This is a genomic window from Roseateles oligotrophus (genome assembly GCF_025717515.1).
Lineage (GTDB): Bacteria > Pseudomonadota > Gammaproteobacteria > Burkholderiales > Burkholderiaceae_C > Paucibacter_A > Paucibacter_A oligotrophus.
This window is the reverse complement of the sequence record NZ_JAJIRN010000012.1, coordinates 1-12,589: the sequence shown is the minus strand read 5'-3', so window position 1 is coordinate 12,589 and position 12,589 is coordinate 1. Positions and strand designations below refer to the sequence as shown.

At 58.9% G+C, this 12,589-nt stretch carries 11 protein-coding genes and 1 tRNA gene; 10 read left to right on the top strand and 2 right to left on the bottom strand.

The annotated features are described in order from the left end of the window. Nucleotides 1-15: 15 nt before the first annotated feature. Nucleotides 16-438 (bottom strand): BLUF domain-containing protein, encoded by a 423-nt coding sequence (locus LNV07_RS23295; protein ID WP_263573596.1) that lies wholly within the window; start codon nt 436-438, stop codon nt 16-18. 29 nt (nt 439-467) lie between these two features. Next, nucleotides 468-1,109 carry a GTP cyclohydrolase I gene (gene folE, locus LNV07_RS23290; RefSeq protein WP_263573757.1) on the bottom strand — a complete coding sequence of 214 codons (642 nt, stop codon included), beginning with the start codon at nt 1,107-1,109 and terminating at the stop codon, nt 468-470. A gap of 186 nt (nt 1,110-1,295) precedes the next feature. Here folE and rsmB point away from each other — a divergent pair, with 186 nt between their 5' ends. The 10 genes from rsmB (at nt 1,296) to LNV07_RS23240 (ending at nt 12,373) form a co-directional block, all read left to right on the top strand. Next, nucleotides 1,296-2,654: a 16S rRNA (cytosine(967)-C(5))-methyltransferase RsmB gene (gene rsmB / locus LNV07_RS23285; RefSeq protein WP_318013797.1), complete on the top strand. Its 1,359-nt coding sequence runs from the start codon at nt 1,296-1,298 to the stop codon at nt 2,652-2,654. Between the two features lie 165 nt (nt 2,655-2,819). Then, nucleotides 2,820-3,365, top strand: a complete 546-nt coding sequence (locus LNV07_RS23280; RefSeq protein WP_263573595.1) for a DUF4390 domain-containing protein — start codon at nt 2,820-2,822, stop codon at nt 3,363-3,365. A gap of 82 nt (nt 3,366-3,447) precedes the next feature. Next, on the top strand, nt 3,448-5,751 hold the full coding sequence (locus LNV07_RS23275; protein WP_263573594.1) for a sensor histidine kinase: 2,304 nt from the start codon (nt 3,448-3,450) through the stop codon (nt 5,749-5,751). Nucleotides 5,752-5,762: 11 nt separating this feature from the next. Next, the gene (locus LNV07_RS23270) at nt 5,763-6,455 is read left to right on the top strand and encodes a response regulator (RefSeq protein ID WP_263573593.1); all 693 of its coding nucleotides are present in this window, start codon (nt 5,763-5,765) and stop codon (nt 6,453-6,455) included. A 69-nt stretch (nt 6,456-6,524) separates the two neighbouring features. Beyond that, nucleotides 6,525-6,600: transfer RNA gene (locus tag LNV07_RS23265), tRNA-Phe, on the top strand. A 154-nt stretch (nt 6,601-6,754) separates the two neighbouring features. Beyond that, nucleotides 6,755-8,152, top strand: a complete 1,398-nt coding sequence (locus LNV07_RS23260) for a tyrosine-type recombinase/integrase (RefSeq protein ID WP_263573592.1) — start codon at nt 6,755-6,757, stop codon at nt 8,150-8,152. 282 nt (nt 8,153-8,434) lie between these two features. After that, nucleotides 8,435-9,775, top strand: a complete 1,341-nt coding sequence (locus LNV07_RS23255) for a tyrosine-type recombinase/integrase (RefSeq protein WP_263573591.1) — start codon at nt 8,435-8,437, stop codon at nt 9,773-9,775. Nucleotides 9,776-10,194: 419 nt separating this feature from the next. Next, entirely contained in the window at nt 10,195-10,401 is a 207-nt protein-coding gene (locus tag LNV07_RS23250) for a hypothetical protein (RefSeq protein ID WP_263573590.1), read from the top strand. Beyond that, the gene (locus tag LNV07_RS23245; RefSeq protein WP_263573589.1) at nt 10,398-10,688 is read left to right on the top strand and encodes an MbcA/ParS/Xre antitoxin family protein; all 291 of its coding nucleotides are present in this window, start codon (nt 10,398-10,400) and stop codon (nt 10,686-10,688) included. Before LNV07_RS23250 ends, LNV07_RS23245 begins: the two co-directional genes overlap by 4 nt. A gap of 416 nt (nt 10,689-11,104) precedes the next feature. After that, nucleotides 11,105-12,373 carry a tetratricopeptide repeat protein gene (locus LNV07_RS23240; RefSeq protein ID WP_263573588.1) on the top strand — a complete coding sequence of 423 codons (1,269 nt, stop codon included), beginning with the start codon at nt 11,105-11,107 and terminating at the stop codon, nt 12,371-12,373. Nucleotides 12,374-12,589: the final 216 nt, after the last annotated feature.

Below are 12,589 nucleotides of genomic sequence, written 5' to 3'. Positions count from 1 at the left end.
TCGGCCGAACCTGATTCAAGAACACTCGATCGCACCGGAACTCACCAGCTCCCTGAACAGCGACAGCATCGCCCGGCCGCTCATGCTGTAGGGGTCGAGGTGGCTGGTGGCGCTGTACTTCAGCACCAAGCCGGGGTTGAGTCGGTGCAGATTGACTTGCCCCATGGTCCAGCCGGCGAATTCGCGCTCGGCGATTTCGGCATAGCTCAAAAGGATCACATCCTTGTGGCGCGGGTCACTGGCGATGCGTTGGTAGCGCGCGTTGACGGCGTCGCGGCCACCTTCCAGCAACTGCATGAAGACGCCGTCGCTATGGCAGAGCAGACCGGTCAGCCCCGCGCCGGCATTGTGTTCACGTGACTGCTTGAGGATGGCGACGAGATCTTGGCCGCTCATCGTATGGGCGGCGCGGCTGGCGTACAGAAGGTGGACTAGCATGGGAGTTCCTTGAGGGGCCGATGGATGGTCTATCGAATCAATGACAGGAATTCGCGCCGCAGATGGGGATCCTTCATGAAGGATCCACGCATCACACTGTTCGTCATCTTGGACTCGCTGTCCTTGACGCCGCGCCAATGCATGCAGAAATGGTCGGCCTCCATCACGATGGCCAGCCCGTCGGGTTGCACGCGCTCTTGCAACTCATTCGCCAACATGGTGACGGCTTCTTCCTGAATCTGCGGGCGGCTCATGATCCAGTCGCAGATGCGCGCGTACTTGGACAGCCCGATCAGATTGGAATGCTCGTTAGGCAGCAGGCCGATCCAGACCTTGCCCATGATGGGGCAGAGGTGGTGGGAGCAGGCGCTGCGCACGGTGATGGGGCCAACGATCATCAGCTCATTCAGCCGCGTCACGTTCGGGAACTCGGTCACCGCCGGCATCGGCTGGTAACGGCCTTTGAAGATCTCCTGCACAAACATCTTGGCGACTCGTTTGGCGGTGTCCTGCGTGTTGTGGTCGCTGTCGGTGTCAATCACCAGCGCGCGCAACACGCCCTGCATTTGCGCCTGCACCTCGGCTTGGAGCTGCTCCAACTCGCCGGGCTCGATGAAGTCCGCGATATTGTCATTCGCATGGTGGCGGCAGCCGGCACTGACCAAACGCATGCGCACACGCTCGGAGGCCGGCAAGGCCGCCAGTTGTTGGGCGTCTAGGCTTATCTTGGTGGACGAATCGCCGCTCATAAAGCTTCTCGTTTAGGCTGAAGTTCTACATTGTGTCCGGATTGCAAAGCCCGCGCAGTGTCAGGTCTTGCCTGCGTGCGCATCGTGGCGCTGACCTACACTGAAAGCGTGACTGAAAAACCCAACCCACCACTTTCCCCGCCCTTGCAACGCCTGATGCTGCAAGTGGCCGACGCCGTGCAGGCGGTGCGTTCTGGCCGTTCGCTGACCGAGGTCTTGGCCCGCTGCCCGGCCGAGCTGAGGCCGGCGACCCAAGCGCTGAGCTTCTATGTGCTGCGCCTGCTGGGCGGCGCCGAGGCCGCTCGCGCCTTGTTGGCTCCCAAGGCGCCGCCGCCCAAGGTCGACAGCTTGCTGGTCAGCGCCTTGGCCTTGCTGTGGCCTTGCGCGCCGGGCACGGCGCCGCTCTATACCGATCACACCGTGGTCGACCAAGTGGTCAGCGCGGCCCGCAAGCGAGCGCCGGCCAGTGCCGGTTTCGTCAATGCGGTGTTGCGGCGCTTTCTGCGTGAGCGCGCCACCATCGTGCAGGCCGTGCAAGCCTCGGAGCCGGCCGCCTTCAATCACCCTCAATGGTGGATAGCCCAGGTGCGTGCCGACTGGCCCGAGCATTGGCAGGCGATTTTGCAGGCCAATAACCAGCATCCGCCGATGACCTTGCGCGTCAACGCAAGGCGCGGCAATGCCGAAAGCTATTTGGCGCGCTTGGCCGCAGCCGGCATCAAAGCCACGGCCGCCGGCGCCTTGGCGCCACAGGCCTTGGTGTTGGAACGCGCGCTGCCCGTCGGCCTGTTGCCGGGTTTTGCGGACGGGGATGTGTCGGTGCAGGACGCCGCGGCGCAGCTGGCCGCGCCCTTGACCGTTGGCGCGCTCGGAGGCTTGCCGGCTTTGCCGGCCGGCGCGCGCGTTTTGGATGCCTGCTCGGCGCCGGGCGGCAAGACGGCCCATTTGCTTGAACTTGCCGACCTGGATCTGCTTGCTCTGGACAGCGATGCGGCCCGCTTGGCCCGCGTGCAGGACAACTTGACTCGCCTGGGTTCAAGCGCGCGGACATTGGCCGCCGACGCGCGCGACTGCGCCGCTTGGTGGGATGGCAGGCCGTTTGATGCGATTTTGCTGGATGCGCCTTGCAGCGCCTCCGGCATCGTGCGCCGCCACCCGGATGTGCGCTGGCTGCGCCGCCCGACCGATATTGCCAATCTGGCCGCCATTCAGACCGAACTGCTGAATGCCCTGTGGCCAACGCTGAAGCCGGGTGGGCGCTTGGTCTACGCCACTTGTTCGATCTTCAAGGCCGAGGGTGAAAAGCAAATAGATGCATTTTTGCAACGTCAGACCGACGCAAAACGCTTCGATGTGGCCGGCGTGAGCGGGCATTTGCTTCCGCTCACTCACAATGGCGAGGCAGCGGGTGGGCAGACATCGGTCTTGGATGGTTTCTATTACGCGCTGCTGATCAAGAATTTCTGAACTCGTGACGCAGCGCCGAATGGCGCTCATCAGCAAAGACTCGAACCGACCTTGACTCCGCCGCCAGTCCTATCCACTGCTACACCAGCCCGCCCATTGCCCAAGGGCCGGGCTGCAAGCCCGCTGGCGTGGCGCCTCTGGCGCCTGCTGCCTGCTCTGCTTCTGGTGGCATTGCTGGGCCTGCTGGCCCGCCATGCCCTGGCCGATGGCGTGGAACTCAGTCAACTGAGCACTCAGCGGACCGAAGAGGGTTTGGAGCTGAGTTTCAGTACCCGTTTTGAGCTGACTCGGGCGGCCGAAGATGCGCTGATGAAGGGCGTGCCGATCTATTTCGTCGCCGAGGCCAGCGTTTTGCGCAATCGTTGGTACTGGCGCGATGCCCGGGCTGCGCGCGCCAGTCGGACCTGGCGCTTGGCCTGGCAGCCGCTGACACGCCAATTCAAGGTCAGCACCGGCGGGCTGAACCAGAGTTACTTCAGCCTCTCCGATGCCTTGCTGTCCTTGCGCGGCGCATCGGGATGGCGGATCGCAGAAAACCGCGAGCTGGAAGACGAGGGCAGGTTTTACCTCGAGTTCAGCTACCGGCTGGACACCAGCCAACTGCCCAAGCCCATGCAGATCGGTTTGGGCTCGCCCCAAGGCTGGGGTTTGAATATCGAACGCACCTTGAACCTGGCGGCCGATTTCAGCAGCAGCCTAACGACGCCATGAAGGCCGCGACGCTTGATCAACAAGCGGGCAAGACCACATGCCTCATCGCGGCGCCGCCGCGCAACGCTGACGAGGGCGAGCATTGAGTAGAAGAACGCGCTGGGCCTGGGTCGTCTCGACGGTGATCGTGACGGGCGTGTGCGGGGTATTGGCGTTCTTGCTTTCGATCGGGGTCAGTTCCCGACTGGGCTTTTTCGAACGCCACTATGTCTGGTTGTTCTGGCTCAACGCGGCCGTGGCAAGCCTGCTGGTCTTGGTCATTGGCGTGGCGGCGGTGCGCTTGGTATTGCGGGTGCGCAGCGGCAAATTCGGCAGCCGTTTGCTGCTCAAGCTGGCCGGCATCTTTGCCCTGGTGGGGGTGGTGCCCGGTGTGATGATTTACGGCGTGTCCTACCAGTTCGTCAATCGCAGCATCGAGAGCTGGTTCGATGTGCGATTGGCCAGCGCTTTGGAGGCGGGGTTGAATCTGGGTCGAGCCACCCTGGACGGCTTGGTCAGTGACCTGTCGGTCAAAACCTTGGCAGCGGCCGGGCGTTTGTCGGAAAGTGGCGGCATGCCGCAACCCTTGGCCTTGGAGCGTCTGCGTGAGCAAATGGGCGCCCGTACCGTGGACCTGGTCGGTGGCCATGGGCAGATATTGATGTCGTCCGGCGGCGATACCAGCACGCTGACGGCGGCGAGGCCTTCGGACGCCATGCTGCGGCAGGCCCGCGGCATCAACGTTGTGAGTCAGTTGGAAGGTCTGGAAGACGAAGCGCTGGCCTTGCAAGGGCATGCGCTTATTCGCGCCCTGGCCCTGTTGCCCAACACGGACTTGCGGCTCGGCAACGGCAGCAGCAATGGCGTTTCCGGGGAGCGGTTTTTGATGGTGGTGCAGCGGGTGCCCGCCTCGGTGGTGGCCAACGCCTTGGCGGTGCAGGCGGCAAGCGGCGAGTATCAGCAGCGCGCGCTGGAACGCGACGGCCTGCGCCGCATGTATATCGGCACGCTGACCCTGGTGTTGATTTTGGCGGTGTTCGCGGCGCTGCTATTGGCCGTCACCTTGGGTAACCAGTTAGCGCGGCCGCTGCTGCTCTTGGCCGACGGCGTGCGCCAGGTGGCGCAGGGCGACTTGAGCCGCAAGCCGATGCTGGCCTCGCGCGATGAACTCGGCGGGCTGACGCGCTCTTTCGCCGAGATGACCGAACAACTCTCGGACGCGCGTGCCATGGTGGGCCGCAGCGTGGCCGAGTTGGAGAGTGCGCGCACCCATCTGCAAACCATTCTGGACAACCTGACCGCCGGCGTGATCGTCTTTGATGCCCAGGCGCGCATCGAGACCGTCAACCCGGGGGCGGTGCGTATTCTGCGGCTGCCGCCGGAAGATCTGCGCGGCCGAAAATTGGATGAGTTGCCGCAGTTGCAGCCCTTTGCAGACGAAATCATGCAGCGCTTCGAGCAAAACAGTTCGGTTCGGCTGAGTGGCGTGGAGGCGCAAAGTGACTTGGAAACCGAGCATTGGCAGGATGCATTCGAGCTGCAGTTGGACGCTGGCAAAGATGTCCTAACGCTGCTCGTGCGCGGTGCAAAACTGCCAGAGAACGCGCGGCTGATGGTGTTTGATGACATTTCCGAGGTGGTTTCTGCCCAGCGCTCGGCCGCCTGGAGCGAGGTGGCGCGGCGCCTCGCGCATGAGATCAAGAACCCCTTGACGCCGATTCAACTATCGGCCGAGCGCTTGCAGCACAAGCTGGAATCCAAGCTTGAAGGGGCCGACCAAGCGATGTTGGTCAGGTCGGTGGCCACCATCGTCAATCAAGTGCAATCGATGAAACAGTTGGTCAACGAGTTCCGGGACTACGCAAGGCTGCCGTCGGCACAGCTGAAGGTCCTGGACCTGAATGCGCTCGTCAGCGAAGTGCTAACGCTCTATTCAGAAGCACAGGAGGCGGGTCGCCTGCTGGCCGAATTGGCGCCCGACGCCTGCCCCATGAAGGGGGATGCAACACAATTGCGGCAAGTCATTCACAACCTGGTTCAAAACGCTTTGGATGCGGTGCAAGAGCGCCCGGACGGTCAAGTGATGGTGCGCACGGCGCAAGTTTTCACAGAAAGCGGCGAAGCGCGTGTGTTGCGCCTTTACATCACCGACAATGGCCCAGGATTCGCCGAGAAAGTGCTCAAAAGGGCTTTCGAGCCCTACGTCACCACCAAGACCAAAGGCACCGGTTTAGGTTTGGCGGTGGTCAAGAAAATCGCTGACGAACATGGCGCGCGCATCCGCCTGAATAATCTTCATGTGGCCGGGGATGAGGCCCAGCCGATAGTAGGTGCGCAAGTTTCGTTATCATTTTCAAAATTTTCAACTGCAGCGGTCGACGCCGGCACTGCAGATAAGCCGGCGTGAACTAGGACTCCATGGCAACAATTCTTGTAGTTGACGACGAATTAGGCATTCGAGCCTTGTTGTCAGAAATCCTCAGCGATGAGGGTCACACGATAGAAATGGCTGAAAACGCTGCGCAGGCTCGCGCCGTGCGTGAGCGTATGCGACCGGATTTGGTCCTGCTCGACATCTGGATGCCCGATGTGGACGGCATCACTTTGCTGAAGGAATGGGGTGGCGCTGGTTTGCTGACCATGCCTGTCATCATGATGAGCGGCCATGGCACCATTGATACGGCGGTTGAGGCGACCAAGTTCGGCGCGATTGCCTTCCTGGAAAAGCCGATCACCTTGCAAAAGCTGTTGCGTGCGGTTGAGCAGTCATTGGTCAAGGTAGCGCCGAGGCCGGCGCCGCCGGTGGGCGTGTCGACCTATATGCGCAGTGAGATGCCGGCCCAATATACGGCGCCCAACCTCGGCTTGTTGCCTCAGATGGTGCAACCGGCGATGGGTTTGGCGTCGGAGCAGAGCTTCGAGCTTGATCGCCCTTTGCGCGAGGCCCGTGATGCCTTCGAGAAGAGCTATTTTGAATTCCACCTCTCGAAAGAGAATGGCTCGATGACCCGCGTGGCCGAGAAGACCGGGCTTGAGCGCACGCATCTGTATCGGAAGCTCAAGCAGTTGGGTGTCGATTTGAGTCGGAATAAGCGCGGCGGCGGAATTTAGTGCTATAGTCGCGGTCTTCGCTGATTTGAAGCATTTTTTGCTGCAAAGAAGTGATGAAAAGAATAACAAGGCCTGGTAGCTCAGTCGGTAGAGCAGCGGATTGAAAATCCGCGTGTCGGTGGTTCGATTCCGCCCCAGGCCACCAGATTTACGTCCGCGGAACACCGAGGATGTCCAAAAGCCCTTACGTAGCAATGCGTTAGGGCTTTTTTGTTGTCCGACGGTGTCCGAGTTACTCCATCGAAATCCGGTCGTCCCGCAGTGACTGCTGCTGATACTCAAAAAACGTGAGTATCAGCATGAAAAGTCACTGCGGTGCCTATGAACCAACGCGCGCAAGCCGCGCAAAGGGCACGACGATGGCGATTGAATTGATCAAGGATGACGGGGTAATCGAGGCGTGGAAACCGAAGCCTCTGGAAAGAATGTCGGATGGCGGAGGGCTCTTTCTGCTCGCGGCCAAGGTCCCTGGCAGGCGACACGCTTGGCGGTTCGACTACACCTTTGAGAGAAAACGCGCGACGCTTAGCCTGGGCGTCTACCCGAAGGTGGATCTGCAACTGGCAAGAATGAAGGCGCGCGAGATCCAAAATTTGGTCGCGCGCGACATCAATCCTAGCGCGCAGCGCAAGGCGAAAAGGGTCGCAGTCGTCGAAGCAATCGATGCGGAGCGTCGATTGCTCAAAGGAGAGGCGCCAAAGAACAGCTTCGAGGATGTCGCACGCCGTTGGTACGCGATCCGCAAAGAGGACTGGATGAATTCGTATGGATCGAAGGTCATTCGACGGCTCGAACAACATGTATTCCCGTATATCGGTCGGCAGCCGATCGTCTCGATCGAACCCCCCGCCATCCTTGAGGTCTGTCGTCGGGTCGAATCGCAAGGTACGCTTGAAACTGCGCACCGTACTCTTGAGCATTGTTCCAACGTCTGTAGATTTGGTATTGCCGAGTGTCTTCTTAAGACCGATCCTTGCCGTGATCTGCGCGGAGCTCTAAAGAAACCGGTGGTGAAGCATTTCGCTGCGATCACAAAGCCCCGGGAGCTCGCCGAGCTGCTCAAAGCGATCCATGCTTATAACGGCTCGTTCGTGACCAGGTCCGCCCTTCAATTGGCGCCAATGCTTTTCCTTAGGCCAGGCGAATTCCGTCAGGCTAGATGGGACGAGTTCGATCTTGTAAACGCCATCTGGCTCGTACCGTCGCAGCGCATGAAGCGAACAAAAGTGCAAAAGAATTTGGGGGCTCCTCACTTCGTGCCTCTTCCTCGGCAAGCCGTCGCAGTCCTCGAAGAGTTGTATCGCCTGACGGGAAAAACGGACTTTGTTTTTCCAGCAGAAGGGCGCGCGGGAAGAAGCATGTCTGACGGAACGATCAACGCTGCTTTGCGGGTGCTGGGTTACACCTCGGATATCGCGACGGGTCACGGTTTCCGGGCCACCGCCCGGACATTGCTGCGTGAGGCGCTGTCGGTCGACCGTGAAATCATTGAGTTGCAACTCGCGCATGAGGTGAAAGATGTGAATGGGCGCGCTTACAACCGCGCCGAGTTCCTTGACGCACGCAAGGCAATGATGCAAAAGTGGGCAGACTACTTGGATGAACTGCGTGAGGGACGATCCGACTATCGAACTCATGCGGAGCAACCGGAATTTGTTCCTGTGACGAAGAGGCGGGCGGAGAAGCCGCAGGCTTAGGCAGCTTCGGCTCGCGGCCTTGATCACACCGTACTCTGAGCTTCAAGGCGGTCTGCGGTGAGTGATTGCGGCGCATGCTGCTCCTCTGGGCGGGCAGATCCAGGCGCTGGGATGCATCTGTTTCAGGGGTTAATTGTCCAGGGAGGTCCAAAATCTACCCCACCCTAACTTGCCCTCTTCGCCCGATAGTTGAGTCGGCCTTGGAACAATTTGGTCATCGCAGTGAAACCCTGCGGCACCCGATTAATCAAAGCGCGCTACGACCACGCGCAAGGCACGACGATGGCAATTCAACTGATCAAGAGCAACCTAGCAATCGAAGCATGGAAACCTGAAAAGCCGCTCGCACGGTTGTCTGACGGAGGCGGGCTGTACTTGCTCGCAAGTAGAGTTCCCGGGCGCAGGCACGCTTGGCGCCTTGACTACACTTTCGAGATGAAACGACAGACGATTAGTCTGGGCGTCTATCCGAAAGTGACACTTGCCCTGGCCCGCCAAAAAGCACTGGCGCTGCAGCAACTGGCGGCATCGGGAATCAACCCTAGTGCCGACCGACACGAGACGAAGATCGCCACCCTTGCTAAGTTGGAAGATGAGCGCCGCGCCTTGACCGGAGCGGCCCCCAGAGGCAGCTTCGAAGACGTCGCGCTCAGGTGGTACGAAACTCGGAAGTCTGATTGGGTGGATACCCACGCACGTCGAGTGATTCGGCGCCTGGAAATCCATTTGTTTCCGGATATTGGGCGCAAGCCGATCGCCTCTATAGAGCCGCCAAAAATCCTGGATATATGCCGGCGCATACAGAAAAAGGGAACGACCGAGACTGCGCACCGTGCGCTGGAGCACGCGTCAAACGTTTTTTGCTTTGGGGTTGGTGAAGGGCTGCTCAAAGCTGATCCCTGCCGCGACTTGAAGAAATTACTAAGGAAGCATCATCCCGTTCATTTTTCTGCCATCACAGAACCCCGAGAACTGGCGAAACTGATCAGGGCTACTCGCACCTATCAAGGAACGGCTGTGGTAGTAGCCGCTTTGCAACTTATGCCCATGTTATTTCTTCGCCCAGGCGAGCTTCGGCATGCACGTTGGTGCAACTTCTTCCTGGATAAAGGCGAATGGCTTGTGCCGTCCGATGCAATGAAGCGCTTGAAGCAAGAAAAAATCAATGGTGCTGAGCACTTTGTGCCTCTCGCCCGCCAGGCAGTACGCATCTTGAAAGAACTGAAGCAACTTACAGGCGGGGGGGACTTTGTGTTCCCTGGTACCGGGGCGAGCGGCGGTCCGATATCGGATAGCACGCTCAATAAAGCCTTTAGACGCTTGGGCTACTCCGAAGACGAGCTTACAGGACATGGGTTCCGTGCGACTGCACGGACGCTATTGCACGAAAGGTTGTCCTTCAACAAGGATGTCATCGAACTTCAACTGGCGCACCAGGTGAGCGACGCGAACGGCCGCGCGTACAACCGCACCCAGTTTCGCGAGGAGCGCCGACAAATGATGCAGGTCTGGGCTGACTATCTGGACGACTTGCACGATGGACGCGACGACTATCGAAAGCACGCTGTGCTTCCGACGTTTACGCCAGTGCCCCTGCGTTTAGAAAAAGTAAGTTCCGTGTGATCGTGAGCCTTGAATTTGTGCGCATTCCGGCCCGTCATTAGTGCTGACATCGTGACTCGCGGTTCCGGTGAACGTAGCCTGCCTGTGGGGTCGTCACACAAGACCTCTGGCAGTTCTGGCTGGCGGGTGTCATTCAGTTCAGCATGGCCGATAGCCGGAAAGGTCATTGGCAATGACAGACAAGGTACTTACGATCGATCTTGAATTTAAGCTGCGAACTGAAATTGACTGAAATCGCCCCAGAGTGTGTCGAATCCTGCCGAGCGCTCCTCGTAAAGATGCGATGCACCTCTAGGCCCCTCCTCGTCGACCTTCACAGGCGGCCGTGCCCAGACTGACCGTCGACTTCGACACTACAACATCAATGGTCAATGATTTTTCCACGCGCCTGGCGTGAGGATGCATGTTATTTTCCGCCTATGAAACTCGACCAGCAATGCCAAGATCGATACGCGGACAAAGGGCCGTTCGACGACCGAAATCGGCATCCTCAATTGAACGTCGAGCTGCACCAGCGACTGATGCTTGAAGGCGGTCTCAAACCTTCAACCCTGGTCTCTGCGATGCTCGCGCTTCAACGCATCCGTCGACTGAGAGAGGATGAAGCTCAAGAATCAGGTCAATGAAACCGCGAACTTTGCGGTGCAAATTGATCAAAATGATTGCATGCAATGTTGGAGCTTGGACGGTCGTGAAATCGCTTGAGACCTCGAATCACAGTGAAACCGATGCTGCTGAACTCGCTGCAATGGCTCGCGACACCTTCAAAACAGAAGCAGACGCAGACGGCTGGATGCGAGAAGAACACCCTCTGCTCGACGGCCAGAGCCCGTTCATGGCGGCGCAAACAAAAGCCGGTGCAAAGCGTGTGAGCGAAATCCTGACCGCTTTAAAGTGGGGAGGTGCCGTTTGAAGACAGGCGGCGCACCACACCCAGGGCAGACACAGCCGCATGCTTGCTCGGTCTGCTCTCGTTTTAGCGTGGCTACATGGACAGGACGCTGATCAGTTGATCTTGTCCCCCATGACATCAGCCCGCTTCTGGGGCTCGCTGTACCTGCTTCAGGCTGGTCTACGGCTTTGGCGCGCGCGCGGTGAGCGTCGGCGTCCACGCTGAGCGGGTATTCGATATCTACAGACTCGATCGACCGCTCCACCTCCGTCACCAGTCACTCGAATGCGACCTGCTGGTTCGCGGCTCGTGTACGACTACTTGCCCCGGCGTCATCGGCTGCAGACGACCCAATTCGGCCGTACAGCGATATGACTTGAGCTGCAAATCACTAGTCATCAAACGAAGGACAATGACCGAGCCCGGAGGAGGGTTGAATGGCGACGAAGGCGGTTTTCATCGGGGTCAACAAGCACGTTGAACTGTGCTTTCGAACAAGAACGAACGGAGCAACTGTGGACGCAAATGCACTTAGCCGCCTGATCACCAGCGGTGCCGCTGACAAAGAGTCGCTCTACCTCGAAGAGCTCGAGAAGCTCATGGACGACCCATTCGCCCGGTTTCAGTGGGCAAGGCACGCAGCCATTTTGGAGGTGCATGCTGCGGTCGAGGAGGTAGTGGCAGCGTATCAGCAGGGGAGCGGAACCGAGCCCGATCAAGTTCGAGCCTTTGAATGGATGAAAAAGGGCGCTGAAGACCTTCAGATCACCTCACTCTATTTCGATTTGGCCTTGGCCTATCGGGATGGACTTGGCACCCCAAGAAACATTGAAAAATTCTGGGAGTTGATGGGAAAAGCTGCCAAGCTGAAAGATACCGAAGCCATGTTCGTGCTGGCAGAAGCCCATACCAAAATGGACCTTGGACAGAAGTCCGCCGAGCGCGCTGCAGAATGGACTATCAAAGGTGCGGCGGCGGCGGATCCAGCTGCGAGCATCAAACTGGCGCGTCGATATCAATTCGGTGACGGCGTTCAACGGGATCCCAACGAGTTCTTCAAATGGGCAACTAAGGCAGTTGATTCCGCCCGCTTGATGTGGGAAAAGGCCAAAAATTCCGTCGACGGTAACGATACAGGCGGGTGGACCTACGAAGACTACCCAGACGCCTTAGCGGCTTTGGCTGACGCCTATCTAGAGCTTGGGCAACTTGATGAAGCAGAAGAAACCAGTCTCCTTGCTGCCGATGCAGCACGTGAGGCCATCGAGTTCGCTAAGAAGCAAGGCGACTCAGTCAACGTGGGAAAAAGCAAAAGCCTCCCCGAGATCATGCTGAGGCGACTGCAGGAATTCAAGACCAAAACCGGTGGAGTGAACAAGCGTAGGCACAAGAAGTACCTGCACTGGCTGTTGAGGATTGATGAAAGCGTTTGGCAGGTCTACTTCTCAGAAGATGGCCCGAACGCAATCCCCCCAGGCTTGGCGCAAGCCACCTTTGAACTCGCAATTGCTTACCAGCAGGGAATTGGGACAACTGCCGACGTTGATAAAGGCAATGAGTACATGGCCCGTGCTGCGAAGGCTGGGCATGGCGAGGCTGCCTTTCGTTATGCCATGTCCTGTTTTGAGCAGAATCAGCAGCTTGAATTTACCGAATACCTATCCATGTGTGAACGCCGGCCAGGAACCGCTTCTATTCGATGGTGAGGACGCGGTTTTGATCCGCGTGCTGGCTGAGTCAGGTATTGTTTTGAAGCTTGCAAGGCAAGGCCGATGGCGAACGAGCTCATCGGCTGGCGGCGGCATCGCACTGTGGATCAATCGTTTGGAGCGGCGGCACTTCTCAATGCCTGTGGGTTGAGGCCCGGCGGTAAGGGGGCTCTGAGGCGGATTGACATTCGTGCCAGCGCATCCGGTACAAAG